The following is a 22,166-nucleotide window of genomic DNA, read 5'->3' on the forward strand; positions in this document are numbered from 1 at the left end:
ACGGCATAACGCTAAACCTCCCCGCGTCTGGCCTATCTGGCCCGGCCGACGATGAAAGCGAGATATGGCCCGCGCGCCGCGACGATCAGGACAGGCGATCACGCTCCAGACCGTGGCGGAACGGGCAGGCGTTTCGCCGATGACCGTGTCCAACGCCGTCAACGGCACGAAGAAGATGCGGGAGGAGACCCGCCTTGCCGTCATGGCCGCGATCGAGGAACTGGGCTATGTGCCCAACACCGCCGCCCGCGCGCTGGCGTCCGCACGACAGACACGGATCGGCATTGTCTATCGCAATGCCCAAAACGCCTTTCTCAGCGCGATGCTGGTCGGCACGCTCAATGCGGCCGCGCGGCTGAACGCTCAGGTGATCGTCGCCAAGTGCGACAGCTTCGATTTCGATGATGCCGCTGCCGCGGTGTCATCGCTGATTCGCAACGGCGCTAACGCCATCCTGCTGGCGCCGCCCTATAGCGAGATTCTCAGCGGCACGTCCTTCGCCCGCGAGCTCGCCATCCCGCTTGCCGCCATCGCCCATGGCGCTGGCCTGCCCGACATGGACACGATCGGCGTCAACGAAGTGGCGGCCGCGCGGGACATGACCGAACATCTGATAGACCGCGGCCACGAGCGCATCGGCTTCATCACCGGGCCTGCCGATCATTCCTCCAGCACCAGCCGTCTGCGCGGCTTCCTATCGGCGCTCGCGGCGCATGGTATCCGCGAGGATGAGGCGCTGATCCAGCCCGGGCTTTTTACATTCGAGTCCGGCCTCGCCGCGGCGGCAACCCTGCTGGACCTCTCCCGGCGACCTACCGCGATCTTTGCCAGCAATGACGACATGGCGGCCGGGGTCAGTCTGGTCGCGCACCGGCGCGGTCTGCGCGTGCCGGACGATCTTGCGATCGCCGGTTTCGATGACGCACCCATCGCCGTGAAGATCTGGCCGCCGCTCAGCACCGTCCGGCAGGAAATAGAGGTGATGGCGGAACGCGCGACGGCGATGCTGGTCGCCCGCCATCATGGCGAGGGGCCGGGCGGGGAGCCGGTCAGCGAACGCATCGCTTATGCTGTTATTACCCGTGAATCGACCTGATCGGGGGGCAGGTTCAGGGCTGCATGTCGATGATGACGCGACGATAGCGGGTTAGCGGCGGCGTTCCTGCATCCCGGACCTCGAGGATCAGATGCAGCACGGTGGGCTTGGTCACGACCGGCAGCGTGACGCGCGTGCGCGCCGCGTTGGGTGCCTCGATCACGGCTGGCGGCTGGGGCGGGATGCCGCCCACCTCACGATATTGCCACCAGCGATAGGAGAGTGCGTCACCGTCCGGATCGCGCGTACCCATCGCATCGAGCGCCAGACTTTCGCCCGATCGGCCGGACAGCCTGACCGCGCCGAGCCCCGCCGCGCCGGCGATGGTCACCACCGGGGGATGATTGGCTTCGTTGTAATGCGGCGTCAGCGTCCAGCCGATCCGCGCGGCGAAATCATTTTGAAAGGCGCCGCGCCAGCGATAGACCGTTGCCTGATTGCCCGCCCACAGCGCACCGTCCCGCACGAATATATCCTTTGTATCGGCATAGAGCCCGCCATCTGGCTCCGCCCGCATATAACGGCCGCCCCACCCGCCCCAGTCGGGATGTTCCGCATCGCCCAGCCCGGTAGGGATGAGGTAGAGGAAAGAGGGCGCGTCCCCCTCCATGATGAACGCGGGCAAGGGGTATAGCTCGCCCAGCGGGCCGCGGCGGACATTCGTCGCCAGCCATGGATCGAGCACCATCTCCCGATCGGGCCAGCGTTCCGCCGTGAGGCGGTCGCCGGATATGCCGGACCATGCCGCCATATTATACTGGCCCCAGCCATGGATGCTGGCGATCCAGAACAAATCGGGGAAAGTGCGGCGCAGCCATGGCCCTGCGTCATCCTGATCCGAGATCGAATAAACGCGTAGCTTCGCGATGAAGGCCCGCAATTGCTCGGGTGAGCGCTGCGCCCGCACGGTCCAAAGCGCCTGCGCCAGATCGACGACACCACCCCACGCCAGTACCCAGACCGGTCGCGTGTCGGCCCGGTCCACCGCACCCACGATCAGCCGGGACGCCGCACTGTCGTGCCCGTCGCCGACGCCAGCCATGCCATAAAGCGGGGTCCCCGCGCGTACCATCGATCGCAACGCGGCAGCGGAGGGATAGGCCGGGTCGTGACGGATCAGGTTGGCACGAACAGCGGCATAGGCGTCGATCCGTTCTGCGATCAGATCGGTGCGAACATGGTCGCGCTGCCACACCGATGTCGCGGCGACCAACCCTTCGACGTCGAACTGGTCGGTGTAGAGCAGGAAGCGGACCAGCGATTCGGAGTCGTCCGGCTCGTTGCCGATGTCGGTCAGGACGATGACGCGGGGTTTGGGCGCGACGGAGATCGCAGGGCCAGCCACCGCTGCCGCCGATGCCAGCAGCATAAGCCAGGCGAAGAGCAGTCGGGCAAACGGCATCGGCATGGTCCGTTCATCGCACATTTCGGGCAGCCGCCCAATCACACGGCCGGCTCCCCGCGAGGAGGAGCCAGCCGAGTCACTCGCGTCAGAACTTCACGCCGAAGGTGGTGCCGAAATAGCGATTGGCATCCTTATTGATGTTCGCCCACAGATCCGTCCCGTTCGTCGCATTCGCCAGGATGGTGCCGTGGTTCAGCTGCGAATAATATGTGTGGTTGAATAGATTGCGCACGAACAGCGTGACGTTCCAGCGGCTGTCGATCTGCCGCAGGCCAATGCTGGCGTCCACGATGGCATAACCGTCCTGCTTCAACAGCGGGTCCTGGTTGAGGGCGAAGATGGTATCGCTCTGATAGTTGAGCGCCACCTGCACGAAACCGGACAGATTACCGAATGCCCGTTCGTAGCGCGGCGTAACGCCGACCCGGTAGCGCGGTGTCGCGGGCAGTTGGCCGCCCACCACATCGATGATCGGGCTGGATGTCGTGGTGACGCCGCCGACAGTGGTGGTGCGGGCATAGCATTGGTTGACCGGGAAATTGCTGCTGTAGGCGGTGACCCCGGTCTGCAACTGAATGGGGCAGCTTTGCCCCGGCACGTCGACCGTGGCATCGATCAGCGTGAAATTGGCCGCGACCGAAAAGTTGCGGGACGGGCGCGCGGTCGCCTCGACCTCAAAGCCCTGCGAGCGGGACTTGCCGGCATTGCCGAGCACCGTGACGAACGTGCCCGTGGCGACGTTGGTCAGCAGTGACTGAATCTGAAGATTCTGGAAGTCCGAGCGGAATAGCGCCGTGCTGATGTCGAACACCCCGCCGGGCGCCTGCCATTTCGCGCCAAGCTCATAGGCGTTCACATGTTCGGGCGCGATGCCGGTCTGATTGGCATAGTCGGTGATGTCGATGTCGAGCGCGAATGCCTTGTAGCCGCGCGTATAGGAGGCATAGACCTGCAGGTTGCGGTTGAACTCGTAGCGGAGCCCCGCCTTGCCGGTGGTTGCCGAGCCACTGCGCGAGCGCGTGCCGCTATTGATCGGCGTGCCGGGGAACAGTGTGTCGCCGGCGACTAGCGGGCCGAACACCGATCCCGTCACCGTCTGCTTCTCATGTTGTTCGCGCAGGCCCGCGATGAGATGCAGGCCGCCGACGAGGCGCCAGTCAATCTGTCCGAAGGCGGCGACATTGTCGCTGGTGAAATTGCCCGAGTAGCCGGAGGAGGTGGCCGTGACCGTGCCGGTGCAGGCCCCGCCGATCGCCGCGCCCGCGCTGCAGTTCAGCCGGCGGCGCACGCCGGCGCGGTCCAGGTCGAGATGCGCGTAGAAGATGCCGGCGACATAGGTGAAATCGCGGTTACCGTTGGACCCGATCCGCAGCTCCTCCGAATAGTTGTTATAGGCGAAGCGCGACGAGTTCTGGTTCCACTGCGCATAAGGGAAGGTGCCGACAAAGCGCAGCGGATCGGACGCGATCTGATCCGGCTCGAACTGATCGGCCTCGATATAGCGCTGGAATGCGGAAATCGACGTAATCGTCGCCGCGCCCAGATCCCAGTCGCCCTGGAGGGAGACGATCGTCGATTTGGTGCGATAATAGCTGAGGTCGTCGTTCGACACGTTGCGGTTGCTGGGCGACGCGATCACGTCCGGACCCAGCAAGGTGGCGATACCCGCCGTCGTGACACGCACCGGTACACGCGAATTGCCGTCGGCATCCATTTCGCGATAGTCGCCGGTCAACAGGAAGGTGAGATCCGGCGTAGCATCCCACGCCAGCTTGCCGCGAACGCCCCAGCTCTTGTAGCCGTTGACGTCCTTGTTCTTGGCAACATTGTAGATATGGCCGCCAACATCGTTGTAAAATCCGCTGACCCGCGCGCGCAGCGTCTCGCTGATCGGCGTGGTGACGGTGCCGTTGACGCGATATTCGCCCTGCTCCGCGACGGTCGCTTCGACGCTGCCGCCAAACTCTTTGCCGGGGCGCTGCGTTACGATGCTGATGACACCGGCGGTCGCATTCTTGCCAAACAGCGTGCCCTGCGGTCCGCGCAGGACCTCGACCCGCTCCAGATCGGCGAGGTCCGAAAAGCCCTGCGCCTGGCGGGGGGCGACGACACCGTCGACGACCACCGACACCGCCGATTCGACGCCGAGGCTGAACAATTGCGTGCCTACGCCGCGAATGCGGAAGCTGGCGTTGCCGGGATTATTGCCCGCCTGGAAGCTGAGCGATGGAACGGCGCGCGTCAGGCTTGACGTGTCGTTGATCTGCTGGCCAGCGAGCGCGGACCCGCTGATCGCTGTCACGGCGAGCGGCACCTGCACCAGACGCTCGGAGCGCTTCTGCGCCGTTACGATGATTTCAGTGGCTTCCGGCTCGGCCGATGCGGGAGTCGAAGCCACCTGCGCGGCATCGACCGGAGTGGGGGCCGGGGCGGGGTCGGTCTGCGCCGCCGCGGGAAATGAAGCGAATGCCAGCGCGAGACCGCTGACCATACCGAAATGCCGAGGTCGTACCATTTTTCTCATCGTCCCCTCCGAAAACCTTCGATCTAGGGAGGGCACAAGCAGCCGTTGCTCGCCATCCCCTCCTGCAAAACAGGTTCAGTCACTAGAATAGCGCTAAACTTAAGCCCGATCTGAACCTCTCGCCGGCGATTGTCAATCGCGGAATCAATTTACCAATGGCGGACGTGGGCAAAGAGGGAAGCTCTTCACAATGGTATGTTTCATTGGATATTGTTGCTGGAAGCATCCCGATCCGCGCGCTGCCAACCGAGGATATTGACAAAATCCGACCCCTCGACAATTTCCCTAAGACAGTTTAGCGCTATATAAATGGTGCACGGGATTCGCGATCCAGGCCCGTAGTCGAGAGGATGATCCTGTAATGAATGGCACAGCGGCGGAGCCGTACGAACCCGGCGACAGCGCACGGTCGCCCATGATCGCGGCAATCGACGCGGAAGCGGACAACATCGTCGCGCAGCTCACCCTCGCCGAGAAAGTCGGAATGATGTCCGGTAGCGGCTTCTTCGACGCGCTGCGCGAGGATGATCGCGTCTGGGGCGCTCGGCCCTATCGCGCGGGCGGAGGGGTGGAGCGGCTCGGCATTCCGCCGCTCTATTTCACCGATGGCCCGCGTGGCGTGACGCGCACCGGTTCGACCTGTTTTCCTTGTACCATGGCGCGCGGCGCGACCTTCGACACCGATCTGGAACATCGCGTAGGACAGGTGATGGGCATTGAGGCGCGTGCGCAGGACTGCAGCTTTTCCGGCGCCGTCTGCATTAACCTGCTGCGCCATCCCGCGTGGGGACGCGCGCAGGAGACCTATGGCGAGGATCCCTGGCATCTGGGCGTCATGGGCGCCGCAATGGGCACCGGCATCCAGACCCATAATGTCATCGGCACGGTGAAGCATTTCGCCGTCAACTCGATGGAGAACGCCCGCTTCAAGGTGGATGTTCGCATCGGCGAGCGCGCGCTGCACGAAGTCTATCTGCCGCATTTCAAATATTGCCTCGATGCGGGCGTAGCGACCGTCATGACGGCCTATAACAAGGTCAACGGCGAATATTGCGGCCAGAACCATGTCCTGTTGACCGATATCCTGCGTGGGGAATGGGGTTTCGAGGGCTTCGTCCATTCGGACTGGGTGCGCGGCGTACACAAGGTCTATGGCGCGACAGCCGGGCTGGACGTCGAAAATCCGGAACCGCTCGTCTTTGGCGAACATTTGATTGCGGCAGTGGATAATGGTGCGGTCGCGCCCTTCGTGGTCGATCGCGCCTGTCGCCGCATCCTGCGCACGCAGCTGCGCTTCGCGAAGACCGAGGACCCGATGCCCGCTTACCCGGCCGACCTCATCGCCTGCGACACGCATCGCGCGCTGGCACTGGAAGCGGCAGAGAAATGCGCGGTCCTGCTGGAGAATGATGGCACCCTGCCGTTGTCGCAGGCCCGCGTGAAGCGCGTGGCCGTGCTCGGTCGACTCGCTGCACTGGAAAATACCGGAGACAATGGATCGAGCCGCGTCAGCTCTCCTTATGTCGTCACCGCGCTTCAAGGGTTGCAGGCGCTGCTGGGCGCGAATGCGATCCTCCATGCGGACGAGAGCGACCTCGACGCCGCCCGCGCGGCCGCCGCACAGGCGGACGCGACCATCGTCGTCGTCGGCTATACGGCCGAGGAGGAGGGCGAATATATCATCGGTGACATCGCGCTGGGCGCCGACAAGGAAGCCGATATCAAGAAGGGCATCCCGCCTCGTCCCAGCATATCCGATCGGCCCATCGGCGGCGATCGCCGGTCGCTCGGCCTGCCTGACGCGCAGATCGCGCTGATCCGCGCCGCAGCCGAAGGCGGCAAGCCGGTCGTTGTCGTCATCGTCGCCGGATCGGCGGTTCTGGTCGAGGAATGGCGCGATCAGGCGAATGCCATCTTGATGGGCTTCTATGCGGGAATGGAGGGAGGCAACGCGCTGGCCCGCCTGCTTTTCGGCCTGTCAGTCCCGTCCGGCAAGCTGCCCTTTACAGTGGCGCGGAATGCGACCGATTACCCCTGGTTCGATCGGGATGCCGACGCGATCGACTATGACCTGTGGCATGGCTACACCAAGTTCGACCGGGAGGGGCTGAGCCCGCGTTATGCCTTTGGCCATGGGCTGTCCTACACGCGCTTCGCTTATCGCGCGCTGAAGGCGCGGCGTGCCGGCGGCGGCATCGAGGTCTCGGTGGCGGTGCGCAATGTCGGTGCCGTTGCCGCCGCGGAAGTGGTGCAATGCTATGTCGGGCATCCCGGGCAGGTGGTCGAACAACCCGTCAAGCTGCTGCGCGGGTTCGACCGTGTCGATCTGGCGCCCGGCGAAACGCGGATCGTGCGCTTTACCGTGTCGCTCGATTCGCTGCGCTATCGCGATGTCGCGACCCATGGCTGGGTGCTCGAACCGGGCGATTACCGGATCATGGTGGGTGGATCATCCGAAAGCCTGCTGGGTACGAGCATCACGATCTGATGATTGTGCCTCGGATCCCGAACGCCGGGTCACGAAGGCACCACATGCCTTGCCGGTGATCCACGTCGGCCGGTGAGGCTCGGCTGCGAGCAAACTTGCTCCTGCCGCCAGTCTCGTGTCACGGTGGCCGCCAAAGACACCAATGGGAGAGCCTTGGCATGGACACATTGCGTTTCGACGGGCGGGTGGCGATCGTCACCGGCAGCGGGGGCAATCCCGGTCTTGGCCGCTCGCACGCGATGCTGCTGGCCGAGCGCGGCGCGCGTGTGATCGTCAATGATCTCGGGCGCGAGCCGCTCGGCAGCGAGCGGGTGCCCGCCAGTGCCGAGGCCGTTGCCGCCGAGATCGTTTCCGCCGGGGGCGAGGCCGTGGCCGATGGCAACAGCGTGGCGGATGAAGCCGGCGCGAAGGCGATCGTCGAAGCCGCGCTCGATCGCTGGGGCCGCGTCGACATTCTGGTCAACAATGCCGGCGTCGGTTTTCTCGCCGCGTTCGATGAGATCAGCTCGGCCGATATCCGGACGATGATCGAGGTCCATCTGATGGGCGCGATCTGGATGTCGCGCGCAGTTTGGGGGCCGATGCGAAAGGCCGGCTATGGTCGCATCGTCAATACGACGTCGGGCGGGATGATGGGGATGCCGGGCATGACCGGCTATGGCGCGGCCAAGTTCGGCGTGTTCGGTCTGACACGCGGCCTCGCGGTGGAAGGCGCAGCACATAATATCAGGGTCAACGCGCTGAGCCCTGGGGCCGCCACGCGTAACGGCACGCGCCATTTTACCATCCCTGATCCGGCGGCGCGGCAGGCCTTTGAGACGATGTTCCGCCCCGGCCTCGTCTCGCCTGCCGTCGCCTATCTCGCCCATTCCTCATGCGAGGTCAGCGGCATGCTGTTTCATGCGGGCGGCGGCAAGGTTTCTTCCCGTCAGATCTGCATGACGGACGGTATCGAAAAGCCCGATCTTACCATCGAGGACGTGCGCGACGGCATCGATACCATCCTCGACGAGACTATGCTGACGCCAGCGACAAACCCCTATGATCCCAGCGTTACCGGCACCAGTTCGGCGACCGCGTTGCTGGTGCCCAAGGCCTATGAGCCCGGCTGAGCGTTCATTGCGTCGATAGGCCTGAACCATGCGAGCGAATAGCGCATAAGGTGGCCGGCGGAAGCGCCGAGCGGGAGCTCGTTCGACGGCCACGGCGATCCGGGACGCCGGGTGCTGCGTATTTTGGCGATGACCTGACGCACGTCAGGCATTGATCTTGCTGGCGTCTCGATCGGGCCGGATCGAGTGGGCGGCTTCATTCGCCTGAGCGAGCCGTCAGACAAACTCCCCATCGTTGCGGAGCTGGAGCCGAACGAATTCGGGGCGGTCCAGTTACGGTTTTTCCCGGACAAGTGCGGGCCGCGCGACTGGCGTAGCGTGGCCTTTCTGAGCCTTACGGCGAGGAACTGCGTTCAAAGTTCGGGGTCTGACCATGCGAACTGCGCACGAATCTGGAGGTAGATTGAAGCGCAATGTTCGATGGCCTGACGATCCGGTTGCGGATAATCCTCACCATATTGGCCGTGCTGACCCTGATGGTCGTCATGAGCGGCTTCGCTTATGTCCAGCTCGCCCATATCGACAGGCAGGCCGGCGAGATGCAGCGGGAGACCCAACCAGGGCTCGATCTCAGCACGCAGACGATGGACGCCTGGGGCGATCAGGCGGCGCTCGATCAGGCGCATGTGACGCTCGATAACGCTGACGCGATCCGCAATATCGAGGCGCAGATCGAAGCCGGACGTCGCCGCGCCGATAGCCTGATGAAGCGCTATGAGGAGGGCATCCGGCAGGCGCAGGACAGGATTAACTTCGGTGCCGCCACAGCGGCGTGCGTGCAATACCGGGCGCTGGAGGACGACCTGTTGACCGCAAGCCGCGCTGGACGACGCGATGACGTCCACAGGATCATGACGGAGCGGTTCGAACCGCTCGCCGCGAAGGTCCAGTCGGCGCTGCAAGTGGTGCAGGATTATAACCGGCGTGCCGTCGACAAGGGCACGAGCGAGATATTGTCCGCGATCGGTGTTGCCGAACTGGGCATCGGGCTGAGCCTCCTTGTCGCGCTGGTCCTCGCCGCGATCAGCGGGTATCTGTTGCTCCGCGCGATCACGCGGCCGTTGTATCGCCTCACGGCGCTGGTCGACAATATCGGGCGCGGCAATTTCAGCGAGCGGGTCGCGATCGATCGCGCCGACGAGTTCGGCACGCTCGGCACCGGTTTCAACCGGATGATCGACGACCTCACGGGCCTCATCGGAGAGGTCCAGAAATCCAGTATCCAGGTGAACACGTCGATTACCGAGGTGGCGGCGACATCCAAGCAGCAGCAGACGACCGCGAGCGAGATTGCCGCCACCACGACCGAGATCGGCGCGACCTCGCGCGAGATCGCGACCACGTCGCGTGAACTCGTCCGCACGATGGAGGAGGTGTCGGGCGTCGCCGAACAGACGGCGGGGCTGGCGGGCAGCGGTCAGGCGGGGCTGGCGCGCATGAACGAGATGATGCGCGAGGTGGTCGAGGCGGCCGGCGCGATCAACGCCAAGCTCGGGCTGCTCAACGAGAAGGCGGCCAACGTCACGCAGGTCGTGACGACGATCACCAAGGTTGCCGACCAGACCAACCTGCTGTCGCTCAACGCTTCGATCGAGGCGGAGAAGGCGGGCGAATACGGCCGCGGCTTCGCCGTCGTCGCCACCGAGATCCGCCGCCTGGCTGATCAGACGGCGGTTGCCACTTATGATATCGAGCAGATGGTGAAGGATATCCAGTCGGCGGTGTCGGCGGGGGTCGTCGGCATGGACAAATTTTCCGAAACCGTCCGCGTCGGCATGCGCGACGTCAGCGAGGTCGGCGGGCAATTGTCGCAGATCGTCACCCAGGTGCAGGGGCTGGTGCCGCATTTCGAGATCGTCAACGAAGGGATGCAGGCGCAGGCGACCGGCGCAGGCCAGATCAGTGAGGCGCTCGGTCAGCTGGGCGAGGTCGCGACCCAGACGGTGGACTCGTTGCGCCAGTCGAACCTTGCAGTCGACAGCCTGAAGGACGTGTCGAGCGCGTTACGCGAAAGCGTCTCGCGGTTCCGGCTACAGGCTTCATGATCAACAATATGCAGGCGATCCGCGCTCGCGGCGACTTATTGTTTCTGCTGTTCCGGCTCGGCGCCGATCGCTATGCGATTGCGGCCGATCATGTGATCGAGGTGTTGCCGATGATCGACATCAAGGCATTGCCAGGATCGCCACCGGCGATCGCGGGCCTGATCGACTATCGCGGCACTTCGGTTCCGGTGGTGGATGTCAATGCGCTGGCGCTCGGCTGGCCGGCACGATTGCGGCTGAGCACGCGGATCCTGTTGTGCCGCTACGACGATGCGAGCGGAAGCCATCGGCTCGGCCTGATCGCCGAACAGGCTACGGGCATGATGCGCCGGCCTGCCGACGCTTTTGTGCCGGCCGACGTTTATGACAAGCACACCCCGTGGCTGGGGCCGGTGGCGCCCGATCCCGGGGGCATGATCCAGTGGATCGATCCCGGCAAACTGCTGTCCCCCGCGATACGCAACATGCTGTTCCGAACGGTCGGAGCCGGCGCATGATCGAGCAGGTGGAAGCACTGCTCAAAAGACGGATCGGACTCGATGCGGAGTCGATCGGCCGCTCGGCAATCGAGCATGCGGTGCGGGTGCGACGCGTGGCTTGCGGCAAGGCGAGCCTGGCGGATTATATCCGCCATCTTGAGGATTCGGCCAGCGAGCAGCAGGCGCTGGTCGATACGGTCGTCGTCCCCGAAACCTGGTTCTTCCGTGCACGAGAGGCGATCGACGCGATGGCGGGCATTGTGGTCGATCGCCGTTTTCGCACCGGCCGGCCGCAACGGTTGCTGAGCCTGCCTTGTTCGACCGGCGAGGAGCCGTATTCGATAGCTATGGCGCTGCTCGACGCCGGGCTGGCGCCGGAGATGTTCCATATCGACGGCATCGATATCAGCGCGCGTTCGCTCAACGCCGCTGCGGCCGCGCACTATGGCCGCAATGCGTTTCGCAGCGACGATCTGAGCTTTCGCGATCGCTGGTTCGAAGCAACACCGGCAGGCCACCAGCTGATCGATCGGGTGCGCGCGCAGGTGCGCTTTGCGATCGGCAATCTGATCGATCCGTTGAAGACGTTGGCGGCCGGCAGCTACGACATCATCTTCTGCCGCAACGTGCTGATCTATTTCGATCCCGCGACGCAGGATCATGCCGTCGACATGTTGACGCGGCTGCTTGTCCCGGACGGATTGCTCTTCGTCGGCGCGTCGGAAGCCAGCCTGCCGTTGCGGCGCGGTTACGCGTCGATGCGGATTCCGATGGCAGCCGCCTTCCGAAAGGGCGGAGATGTACCCGATGCCGCGCTGAAACCCCGCTCGGTCAAGGCAAAGCCGCGCGTGGGATTGCCGCCCCGCCCGGTTCCGGCGCGGCCGGCGATGGCACCGGCCCCGATCGCCCGCCCCGCTAGAGTCGATCCCGCGCCATTGCTCGACGAGGTGCAGCGCCTTGCCGATCTCGGACGGCTCGACGAGGCGCTACCGCTCGCGCGGGATTGCCTGCACAAGCAAGGCCCCTCGACCCGCTTATTCTATCTGCTCGGCTTGCTGTCTGATGCCGCCGGCGACCTGCAGCATGCAACGACCTATTATCGAAAGGCGCTCTATCTCGATCCGTCGCATCCCGAGGCGCTCGCGCATCTCGCCTTGCTGCGCGAGAAGATGGGCGACAAGGCTGGCGCCGGTGCGCTGCGCGGACGGCTGAATCGCAGGCTGGTGGCGGGCTGATATGGCAACCGCGCACGATACCCTGTCGGAAGCGCCGGACGACGCGATCTACGATTGCTGGAACCGGATCGGCGTTCGTGGCGACAAGTCTTGCCCCGAACTGGTCAGCCATGTTCATTGCCGCAACTGCCCGGTCCACGCAGCGGCGGCGCTTGGTCTCCTCGATCGGGCGCCGCCGGACGGCTATCTTGCGGAATGGAGCCGTCATGTCGCGCAGAGCGAGATCGCTGATGGTGAACGGCGGGACAGCGGATCGGCATTGATCTTTCGTGTCGGCGCCGAATGGCTGGCATTGCCGACGACGGCGATCCAGGAGGTCGCCGAACTCCGCCCGATCCATTCTTTGCCCCGGCGGACGAACGGCACGGTGCTGGGCATCGCCAATATTCGTGGCGAAATCCTGGCGTGCGTGGCGCTCGCCGGGCTGCTCGGTCTTGACGCCGTGGCCGAAGGTGAGGGGCAGGACGTCCGAACCGCACATAGAAGGCTGGTCGTCGCGGGGTGGCAGGGAAAGCGTATCGTGCTGCCGGTCGATGAGGTTCATGGCGTATTGCGCTTCGACGTCGAGGCACTGGCGGCGGTGCCAGCCATTCTCGCGGGCAGCGGCAAGCCGTTTACGCGCGGAATGCTCGCGTGGCAGCAAAGGACGGTAGGCTATCTCGACGAGCGGCTGCTGTTCGACGCGATCGATAGAAGCCTCGCATGAGCGGGCAGGATTTCAGCAGCTTTTCGATGCTCGATTTGTTTCGGGCCGAGGCCGAGGCCCAGGCGCAGGTGATGACCGAAGGGCTGCTGGCGATCGAACGCGACCCTACCGCCGCCGATCATCTGGAAGCCTGCATGCGCGCGGCGCATTCGATCAAGGGCGCGGCGCGGATCGTTGATCTCGAAGTCGGCGTCGAAATCGCGCATGTCATGGAAGAGATCATGGTCTCGGCGCAGGCCGGGCGCATTGTCCTGCACCGGCCGGAGATCGATCTGCTGCTCCGTGGCATGGATCTGCTGCTGACGATCGGCCGCGCCGAAAGCGAGGCGAAGCTGCCGATGACTGATGTCCGTCGCTTCCTGCTCGATGCGCAGCTGATCGTGGCGGGGGAGGTGGTCCGTGAGGCGCCGGCGCCTGTATCCATGCCCGAGTCGGCACCGCCCGAAGCCGATGGGGATGATGGCCTCGCCGCTGCTCATAATGATCGGCGCGCGACGGATTCGATGTTGCGGCTCAGTGCCGCCAATCTCAACCGGCTGCTCGGCCTCGCGAGCGAATCGTTGATCGAATCGCGCCGCTTGCGCCCATTCGCGGACAAGCTGCTGCGGCTGAAGAGGATGAGCGGTACGTCGGTGACGGCGGTCGGGCTATATCGCGAGGCGCTGCCGCCGGGATCGCTCGACGATCTGACGCGGGCGCTGCTCGACGAAGCCGAACAGAGAGCACGTGCCAACGAACAGTTCGTGCTCGATTGCCTGTCCGAAATCGAAGCGATCGACCAGCGCGCGACCGGGCTTTCGCAACGGCTATATGATGAGGCGCTCGCATGCCGGATGCGGCCATTCGACGATGGCATGGGGCGCTTCCCGCGCATGGTCCGCGATCTGGCGCGCGATCTCGGCAAGCAGGTTCGGCTGGAAATATCGGGCCGGTCGACCAGCATCGATCGCGACATATCGGATCTGCTCGACGCCCCGCTCGGCCATCTGCTGCGCAATGCAATCGATCATGGCGTGGAGACGTCGGACGAGCGGTTGCGCGCGGGTAAATCCGCCGAAGCCGTCATTCGCATCGAGGCGCATCACAGCGCCGGGCTGCTCCACGTCAGCGTGTCTGACGATGGCCGTGGTATCGATCTGCGCGTGCTGCGAGGGGCGCTCGTTCGGCGCGGTCTGACTGATGAGGCGACGGCGGGACGGTTGAGCGAGGCCGAACTGATGGAATTCCTGTTCCTGCCCGGCTTCTCGATGAAGGGTAGCGTCACCGACGTGTCGGGCCGCGGCGTTGGCCTGGATGCCGTGCAGGCTATGGCGCGCCAGGTGCGTGGCGTCGTGCGCGCATCGATCCGCGACGGTGGCGGCATGATGTTCCAGTTCCAGCTCCCGCTGACCTTGTCGGTGGTGCGAGTGCTGCTGGTCGCAATCGACGGCGAACCCTATGCCTTCCCGCTGGCATCGGTGGTGCGGGCGCTCACTGTCATGCGAAGCGACATCGAGACGATTGAGGGCCGTCAGCATTTCGCCTTCGATGGCGCGCGCGTGGGGCTGGTGACGGCGCATCAATTGTTCGATCGCGGCGAGCCCGATCTGGTGGGCGAGGAGATTCCCGTCGTCATCGTGCGGAACCAGCATGACAGCTACGGGGTGGTCATCGATCGCTTCATCGGGGAACGCGAAATCGTCGTGCAGCCGCTGGATGCCAGGCTGGGTAAGGTGCCGGATATCGAGGCGGCGGCGCTGGCGGAGGATGGCACGCCGATCCTGGTTATCGATGTCGCCGATCTGATCCGATCGATCGAGAAGCTGACGTCGGGGGGGCGCTTGCGCACGGTTCGCCGCGAGGCGCGCGATATCGTGCAGCAGCACCGCAAGCGCGTGCTGGTCGTCGATGATTCGCTGACGGTGCGCGAAGTGGAACGCAAGCTGCTTGCCCAGCATGGTTATGAGGTGGAGGTGTCGGTTGACGGCATGGATGGATGGAATGCGGTGCGGGCCGGTCAGTTCGATTTGGTCGTCACCGATGTCGATATGCCGCGCATGGATGGCATCGAACTGGTGACTTTGATCCGGCAGGATCATCGCCTCTCGGCGCTGCCGGTGATGATCGTATCCTACAAGGATCGCGAGGAGGATCGCCGGCGCGGGCTCGAAGCCGGGGCGGACCATTATCTCGCCAAGAGCAGCTTCCATGATGCGGCGATGCTGCAAGCCGTGATCGATCTGATCGGAGAACCCGACGCATGAGGATCGGACTGGTCAACGACATGCCGATCGCGATCGCGGCGCTGCGGCACGCGCTGGCGCTGGCACCGCAGCACCAGGTTGCCTGGGTGGCGGCGAACGGCGTCGAGGCGATCGCACATTGCCGCCGCGACCCGCCCGATCTGGTGTTGATGGACCTGCTGATGCCGGTGATGAACGGGGTGGAGGCCACGCGCCGGATCATGGCGGAGGCGCCGTGCCCGATCCTGCTGGTGACGGGCAGCGTCGGCCGCAATACACCTTATGTGTTCGACGCGCTGGGCTACGGCGCGCTCGATGCGATCGATACGCCGATGTTCGATACGGATGAGCCTGGAGAATCGACGCTATCATTGCTGCGCAAGATCGCGGCAATCGAGGTGCTGATCGGCGATGCTCCGGGGGGCGCGCGGTTGCCCGAGTGGGATCGTCCCACGCCCGGAAAACGGCCGGCGTTGATCGCGATCGGATCATCGGCGGGAGGGCCATCCGCCCTGGCGACCGTACTCAGCGGCTTGCCCGGCGATATTTCCGCCGCGGTGGTGATCGTCCAGCATATCGACGAGAATTTCGTCGCCGGTCTTGCGACCTGGCTACAGCAACATAGTGCGTTGGCCGTACGGATCGCGCGGGATGGTGATGCGCTCACGCCGGGAACGGTATTTCTGGCGGCTCCCGGCAACCACCTGGTTGTGCGCGACGGCATCCACCTCGGTTATTCGGCCGAGCCCGTCAGCCATCCCTATCGACCTTCGGTCGATGTCTTTTTCAACAGCGTCGAAGCCATGTGGCCGGGTGATGCGTTCGGTGTGCTGTTATCCGGCATGGGCCGCGATGGTGCCGAAGGTCTGAAGCGGATGCGCGACCATGGCTTTCCAACGATTGCGCAGGACCAGGCGACGAGCGTCGTTTACGGCATGCCTGCGGCCGCAGCGAAGATCGGCGCCGCGGTCGAAGTTCTGCCGTTACCCGATATCGCACCCCGGCTTGTCCGGATGGTGGGCGTTTTGGCGAAAAAGGGCGCTTCCTCATGACGATATTGCCTCCGTCCGAAGAATATGGCGCGATGGTGCTGCTGGTCGACGATCAGGCAATCGTCGGGGAAGCTTTGCGCCGGGCGCTGGCCGACGAGGCAGGCATCGATTTTCATTATTGCCGGGATCCTGCCGATGCGATCCGCGTCGCGGAGGCCGTTCAGCCGACTGTGATCCTGCAAGATCTGGTGATGCCCGATGTCGACGGTCTCGACCTCGTCCGGCGATACCGGCAGGACCCCGTCACGTCTCGCGTCCCGATCATCGTTCTTTCGACAAAGGAGGATGCCTCGATCAAGCGCGAGGCATTTTCGGCGGGCGCCAACGACTATCTGGTGAAACTGCCGGACCGGATCGAACTTGTCGCGCGCATTCGCTATCATTCGCACGCCTTTCAGACCCAGCTGCAACGCGATCAGGCGTATCGCGCCCTGCGCGAAAGCCAACAACAGCTGATGTTGGCGAATCTCGAATTGCAGCGGCTGATTCTGGCAGATGGCCTGACGGGCCTCAGCAATCGCCGCCACTGCGATGAATATCTGACGGCTGAATGGGAGCATTCGCTACGGCGGCAAAGCCCCCTGTCGGTGCTCATGATCGATGTCGACGACTTCAAGAAATATAATGATCACTATGGGCATCTGGCCGGCGACGAGGTCCTCAGGCAGGTCGCGAACACCATCCGCGCAAACTGCCTGCGAACCACGGACCTGGCCGCACGCTTTGGCGGGGAGGAATTCATCATGGTCCTGGATACGCCGTCCCTGACCTATGCGGAGGAAGTGGCGACCAAATTGTGCCGGGATGTGCAAGCCCTGCAGTTGGAGCATGAGGGATCCAGCACCAGTACATTTGTCACTGTCAGTGTGGGAGGCGCGATGGCGATCCCGCGGGAAGGGTATAATCCCGCGGACCTCGTCCACGCTGCTGACGAAGCGCTCTATGAAGCGAAACGGATGGGCAAGAACCAGGCGATGGTGAAATGCGCGCCGTGGTTCGACATCCTGAACGAGATCTGGAAAATGTGAGATGGAGCCGAAGGTATTGCGGCCCCCCTCGATCGGAATCTTATGAGATCTGACCCGCGTGCCATGGATCTTTGCGAGAGGGGCGGTTGTAACCTGCCTCATCGATCATCATGACATAGTCGTCCCGCCGCTTCGCATGTGCGTCACGGGATATTAACCGCAATCGCTTTCGCTTAGCCCTGCGGTGTCAGTCCCGCAGCGGCGAGGCCGGCCAGCGCGCAGATCTCGTCATTATCGGAAGTGTCGCCGGTGACGCCGACCGCGCCAATCGGCTGGCCCTGACCATCGACGACAATGACGCCCCCGGCGGCCGGAATGATTCCGTTAGGCGCGATGGGGCCAAGCGATGCCACAAAGGTCGGGCGCTCGGCAGCCATCGTACCGATGGTTCGGGAAGAGACGCCCAGCGCCAGCGCGCCGCTTGCCTTTCCGATCGCGATCTGCGGGCGCAGGGTGGAAGCGGCATCCGATCGTTCAAAGGCAATCAGGTGCCCTCCCGGATCAAGCACGGCGATGCTCAGCGGCTTGAGGTTGAGTGCGGCCCCCTTCTCAAATGCTGCGGCGATAATCACTTTTGCCTGTGCGAGGCTGATCTTGGTCAAGGGCATTTCCTTGTGACGACATAGCAACTGAATGCGGCGCTGCTTGCTATATATCGACAGGGTGCGCAAGCGGCAGCGTGCCGCGGCGGAAGTCGAAAAACGCCTGCTTCATGGCCAACATGCGCAGCGGCCGGCTGCGGAAACGTCAGAAGCGAACGTCCAGGCCAAGCCTGAAGGTGCGCGGGCGTAACGGTGTTATCTGGTCGCGGCGCGCCACGCCGAAAGGGTTGCCATAGGCAAAACTGTTGCCCTGAATATTGCCGATATTGTCGATTTTGAATGACACAGCGAACCGGCCGAAATCGATCCGCGCTCCGGCGTCGGCCACCACATAGCTGCCTTGCGGGATGTCGAGCAGCGGCCCCAGCCCGAGCTGTGACAGGCCGACAAAACGCAGCGATGCGTCGGCGGTCAGCATCGTGCGCGGCCTGATCTCCTTGTGCCAATCCATGGCGAAGTGCGCGCCATTTCGGGCGATATTCGGTAACGTCCGGGCTATGCGCTTAATGCCCTGCCCGCTGCTGGCCGCGAAGCCGGGTGCCGGATCGGCCAAGTTGCTGTCGTTGACAAATGCTGCCGCGCTGAGCGCAAGTGCGGCCGACGGGTGCCACGAAATCTCGCCATCGATTCCATAGATAATGCCGCGTCCGATATTGGTGGTGTAAGGTAGGCCCGAGCTGTCGATCAGATCGGCCTGGATGTTGTGCCAGTTGGCCACGAAGATCGTGGCGCGGGCGGAAAGCCGATCACGGGTGGCATCGCCCATCCGGATGCCGAATTCCTTCATGAACAGGTTGTCGGCGACGAAGCGCTGGCTTTTCAGTCCCGATTCCGATGGCGCAACGGCCAAACCGCCGGCGCGATATCCCTGCTGGTAGTGGAAGAAGGCGGACAGCGGCCCGCCGGGATGCCAGTCGAGTGCCAGCGTCCCGGAAAAGCGGGTCGCACTTCGGGAGGACTTCTGGCTCTTGTCGATCGGCTCGTCAATCAGCGCACCGGTGCTGCGCGCGATGGTGACCCGCTCGCCGGCCATGGCGGTCAGCGTGCGCGTAAGGGGCAAGGAGAACTGACCGAACATGCCCGCTTCCGCCTGGCTATTGGCGACGCCGGTGATCTGCATCGGCGCTTGCGGCGGCCCCAACGATCGGGAAAGAACGCTCAGATTCGCCAGAACTGTTACCCCGGCGACCCAGGGTACACGCGGGCTGCCGCCCGACAAGCGCGTTTCGTGCGAGAACAGCTTGATGTCATTATTTTCTTCGAAACGCGTCGGCGTGGTTGTGCCGCCATATCCGGTCGCATCGAACACCGTCGTCAGCTTGTGGCGTGCGAGCGACGTGGTCGTAACCAGTTCGATGCTGCCGAACTTCCGGCGGGCGGAGACATAAGCAAGCCGATAGGCATTTTTGAAAGGTTGTGGAATCAGCGTGTTGCGCGTGAGCGGGGGATCACCGCGCAAAACATATTGCCCGTCATCGCTGACGATATGCTGGAGGAGAGAGCCGAGGTCGATTGTCCATCCGTCCAGATCCTCGGCCCGCAGGCTCAGGCGACCGCCATAGCTCGTGGTGCCGTTGATGTTGCGCAGACCCCGGGCCGGTGAATCGATATAGCCGGCCGCACGCCCGCCAAAGGAGACGACGCGAACGGCGAACCGGCCGTCGACCACCGGAAGGTTGAGCATTGCCGCGCCGTCCTGACTGATCCCGCCATGCTGGGTGAAGCCCGTGTTGGCGGATGCCGTTGCCGAAATTCTGTTGGTGTCGGGCAGGTTGGGGATCAGGCGGATGACCCCGCCCAGCGAAGATGCGCCATACAGCGTGCCCTGCGGACCGACCAGTATCTCGACCCGTTTCATGTCGTAGAGATTGAGGTTCGGATCCGGTGCGTTGTAGTTGAGCCGGACGTCGCCAAGATACTGCCCCGCCGTGGCCTGTGTCGGGCCGCTGAAACTGCTGTCGGCGATGCCGCGGATGAAGATCTTCTCGCGTCCCGGGCCAAGATTGGTCGAACCGAGCGCCGGCGTCAGCCGGATGATCGCGGAGGTTCCCGCCGCGGCGTTGCCCGCAAGCCAGCCCCGTTCCAGTTCCATGAATTTTACGGAACCGGGATAATGGTCGAGCAGCATGTTCTGCTTGCTCGCCGTGACGATGATTTCTGTCGGCTCCTGCGCAGCCGGAGCGACCGGTGCGGCGGGCGGCCTGTTGGAAGGTCGGGGCTGCCTGCGCCGCCAGACGATCCGGATTGTAGCCTGATCGTAGAAAATGGCCTCCGCATCGATACCGTGCAGCACGCGCGCCAGTGCTGCACGTAAAGGAAGGTCGCCGCGAACGCCGGGGGAGGGCCTGGTCGCAAGGTCAGGGTCGGTAATGGTGATCGTGATTCCGGCCTGCGCGCCAAGCGCTCCGGCGACATCACCGAGACGGCCCGGCTTTATGTTCCAGCCCTGCGCATGGGCTGCAGCAGCGGCGCCAAGGGCGAAAGCGACACTCGCGGCTGCCGCCGTCCACCTAATGCACCGCACCGTCAGCAGGCTTCATTGTCCATCCGTCGGCATCGGATTGCAGGGTAACGTTCAGGGCAGGCGCAAGTCGTTGCAGCTGTTCGGCTCCCGTACCATCGAGCACGATGGTTCCGAAAAAGGATCGGCCGGCGATAGCGGGCGATACGGTGATACGGATTCCGAGCGAACGGCCAAGATCGCTCGCCACCTGGGACAGCGGTTCACCCGCATAGATCAGCCGCCCTTTTTCCCAAGTGCCGACCGCCTCGGCAGCCGTGCGTATCACGCGAACGGTTCCGGACGATGGGCGATCGACGAGTGCCTGTCCCGCGTCCAGTGCGACAGGCGCCCTGCCGGGGTTGTAGATCACCTTGCCTTCCGCCACGGCGACCCGGACTTCGTCGGCATCATGGACGACATTGAACACTGTCCCTACATCCTCGACGCGATTATCGCCCACTTCGAGACGGAAGGGGCGGGCGCTGTCATGGCGGATCTGGAACAGCGCTTCGCCCGACGCAAGCGCGGCAAAGCGCGGATTGTCATGATCGAAAGTCATCCGCGTCGATCCGTTGAGCATGATCTTCGTCGTGGGGTCGAGCATCACGGTGCGGTGTTCGCCCGGTCCCGTCAGAATCTCGTAGCGGCTGGACAGAAGGTGCGGGCCCAGGCCGATGGTCAGCGCGATCGACGCCGCCAGCGCTCCGCTCCCCCATAGCCAGCGGCCCGATCGGCGCACGGGTTCATATTCCTGCGGCGGGTCACCCGCATCATTGGCGGCTTCGTGGAAGACCAGGTCCGGCAGCAATGGCTCGATCGCCTGGTCGGTCTGTTCGATCAGGTCATAGGCTTCCGCATGAGCCGGATCTTCGCCCAGCCATTCGGCAAACGCTTCCCAGTCGGCATCGCCGCCATGGCGAAGCCGGATATGCCATTCGATGGCAAGCGCACGTAGCGGCTCCGGCATTTCAGTATCCATGACGATCTCCCCCCCCGCTGAGATACCGCGAGTCCCTTGGATCCCCATCAAGACGAAGCTTCGCTGTTGCGATGGCTTCATAGGCCCGCGCCAGATGCTTTTCGACGGCGCTCAGGCTGATGCCGATATCAGCTGCGATCTGGCGCTGGGGCTCGCCGTCGATCCGAAAACGCCGGAAAATCATGCGGGTCCGCTCGGGCAATCCGTCCAGTGTCCGTTGGAGGATCGCGAGCTGCTCGCGTGCGATCAGCCGCGTTTCCGCCGAGGGTTGCTCGTCGACTTCCCGATCATCACCGCCCTGGGCATCCACCCAATCCTCCTCGCGCCGCGTCCGGCGATGCGCGGTACGACGGTGAAGCAGGAAATGGTTGTTGGTCATCTTGTAGAGATAGGCGCGCGGTTGCTCGACCGGGCCGATCCCCCCGGCGGACAGCTTGAGGCTGACTTCCTGAAGGATGTCCTCTGCCTCGTCCGCTGAGGCGCCACGCACCATAAGATAATGCAGCAGGGCGGCGCGCGCATCCATGAAGGCTCCGAGCAGCCCGCTACTCGACATGATCTGCTTGACGTCCTCAATCAGGTACGGAGCGCGAGCCCCGCTCATTGGGGGCCGCCAAATGGCGATCCGCTTTTCTGGGCCGTGAATAGCAGGGATCGGTCAGCGGTCAAATGAGACTGGCGGAAGCCCTC

The 22,166-nt window shown here is 63.9% G+C and carries 16 protein-coding genes; 10 read left to right on the forward strand and 6 right to left on the reverse strand.

All coding sequences use genetic code 11. The features are described from left to right. Window positions 1-64 precede the first annotated feature (64 nt). Complete coding sequence (locus tag BLS13_RS11340; protein ID WP_093452178.1) at window positions 65-1,096, forward strand: LacI family DNA-binding transcriptional regulator; 1,032 nt, start codon at window positions 65-67, stop codon at window positions 1,094-1,096. A gap of 13 nt (window positions 1,097-1,109) precedes the next feature. Here BLS13_RS11340 and BLS13_RS11345 read toward each other — a convergent pair whose 3' ends face one another. Together BLS13_RS11345 and BLS13_RS11350 are read right to left on the reverse strand one after the other, a co-directional pair. Next, a complete protein-coding gene (locus BLS13_RS11345; RefSeq protein WP_218123270.1) occupies window positions 1,110-2,504 on the reverse strand; it encodes a DUF1593 domain-containing protein in 1,395 nt (464 codons plus the stop codon). An 82-nt stretch (window positions 2,505-2,586) separates the two neighbouring features. Beyond that, on the reverse strand, window positions 2,587-5,016 hold the full coding sequence (locus BLS13_RS11350) for a TonB-dependent receptor (RefSeq protein ID WP_256325831.1): 2,430 nt from the start codon (window positions 5,014-5,016) through the stop codon (window positions 2,587-2,589). Between the two features lie 370 nt (window positions 5,017-5,386). Here BLS13_RS11350 and BLS13_RS11355 point away from each other — a divergent pair, with 370 nt between their 5' ends. The 9 genes from BLS13_RS11355 (at window position 5,387) to BLS13_RS11395 (ending at window position 17,392) form a co-directional block, all read left to right on the forward strand. Then, window positions 5,387-7,513 carry a beta-glucosidase family protein gene (locus tag BLS13_RS11355; RefSeq protein ID WP_093452182.1) on the forward strand — a complete coding sequence of 709 codons (2,127 nt, stop codon included), beginning with the start codon at window positions 5,387-5,389 and terminating at the stop codon, window positions 7,511-7,513. A gap of 158 nt (window positions 7,514-7,671) precedes the next feature. Next, a complete protein-coding gene (locus BLS13_RS11360; protein ID WP_093452183.1) occupies window positions 7,672-8,625 on the forward strand; it encodes an SDR family NAD(P)-dependent oxidoreductase in 954 nt (317 codons plus the stop codon). A gap of 413 nt (window positions 8,626-9,038) precedes the next feature. After that, window positions 9,039-10,670, forward strand: coding sequence for a methyl-accepting chemotaxis protein (locus tag BLS13_RS11365; RefSeq protein WP_093452185.1), 1,632 nt, complete (start codon window positions 9,039-9,041; stop codon window positions 10,668-10,670). Next, window positions 10,667-11,167 carry a chemotaxis protein CheW gene (locus tag BLS13_RS11370; protein WP_093452186.1) on the forward strand — a complete coding sequence of 167 codons (501 nt, stop codon included), beginning with the start codon at window positions 10,667-10,669 and terminating at the stop codon, window positions 11,165-11,167. The genes BLS13_RS11365 and BLS13_RS11370 overlap by 4 nt, the downstream gene beginning before the upstream one ends. Continuing rightward, window positions 11,164-12,384 carry a CheR family methyltransferase gene (locus BLS13_RS11375; protein WP_093452187.1) on the forward strand — a complete coding sequence of 407 codons (1,221 nt, stop codon included), beginning with the start codon at window positions 11,164-11,166 and terminating at the stop codon, window positions 12,382-12,384. Before BLS13_RS11370 ends, BLS13_RS11375 begins: the two co-directional genes overlap by 4 nt. 1 nt (window position 12,385) lies before the next feature. Beyond that, window positions 12,386-13,090, forward strand: a complete 705-nt coding sequence (locus tag BLS13_RS11380) for a chemotaxis protein CheW (protein ID WP_093452189.1) — start codon at window positions 12,386-12,388, stop codon at window positions 13,088-13,090. Then, window positions 13,087-15,333: a hybrid sensor histidine kinase/response regulator gene (locus tag BLS13_RS11385; protein ID WP_093452190.1), complete on the forward strand. Its 2,247-nt coding sequence runs from the start codon at window positions 13,087-13,089 to the stop codon at window positions 15,331-15,333. The genes BLS13_RS11380 and BLS13_RS11385 overlap by 4 nt, the downstream gene beginning before the upstream one ends. Continuing rightward, window positions 15,330-16,364, forward strand: coding sequence for a chemotaxis-specific protein-glutamate methyltransferase CheB (gene cheB / locus BLS13_RS11390; protein WP_093452192.1), 1,035 nt, complete (start codon window positions 15,330-15,332; stop codon window positions 16,362-16,364). The genes BLS13_RS11385 and cheB overlap by 4 nt, the downstream gene beginning before the upstream one ends. Then, the gene (locus BLS13_RS11395) at window positions 16,361-17,392 is read left to right on the forward strand and encodes a diguanylate cyclase domain-containing protein (RefSeq protein WP_218123271.1); all 1,032 of its coding nucleotides are present in this window, start codon (window positions 16,361-16,363) and stop codon (window positions 17,390-17,392) included. The genes cheB and BLS13_RS11395 overlap by 4 nt, the downstream gene beginning before the upstream one ends. 173 nt (window positions 17,393-17,565) lie before the next feature. On the opposite strand, the gene BLS13_RS11400 is transcribed toward BLS13_RS11395, so the two are convergent. The 4 genes from BLS13_RS11400 to BLS13_RS11415 form a co-directional block, all read right to left on the reverse strand. Next, complete coding sequence (locus tag BLS13_RS11400; protein WP_093452193.1) at window positions 17,566-17,994, reverse strand: GlcG/HbpS family heme-binding protein; 429 nt, start codon at window positions 17,992-17,994, stop codon at window positions 17,566-17,568. Between the two features lie 145 nt (window positions 17,995-18,139). Beyond that, on the reverse strand, window positions 18,140-20,518 hold the full coding sequence (locus BLS13_RS11405) for a TonB-dependent receptor (RefSeq protein WP_093452195.1): 2,379 nt from the start codon (window positions 20,516-20,518) through the stop codon (window positions 18,140-18,142). After that, window positions 20,505-21,476: a FecR family protein gene (locus BLS13_RS11410; RefSeq protein ID WP_176943550.1), complete on the reverse strand. Its 972-nt coding sequence runs from the start codon at window positions 21,474-21,476 to the stop codon at window positions 20,505-20,507. The genes BLS13_RS11405 and BLS13_RS11410 overlap by 14 nt, the downstream gene beginning before the upstream one ends. Further along, window positions 21,466-22,080: an RNA polymerase sigma factor gene (locus BLS13_RS11415; protein WP_093452199.1), complete on the reverse strand. Its 615-nt coding sequence runs from the start codon at window positions 22,078-22,080 to the stop codon at window positions 21,466-21,468. Before BLS13_RS11415 ends, BLS13_RS11410 begins: the two co-directional genes overlap by 11 nt. Window positions 22,081-22,166: the final 86 nt, after the last annotated feature.

Origin of the sequence: Sphingomonas sp. YR710, from assembly GCF_900101455.1 — a bacterium.
Taxonomy (GTDB): Bacteria; Pseudomonadota; Alphaproteobacteria; order Sphingomonadales; family Sphingomonadaceae; genus Rhizorhabdus.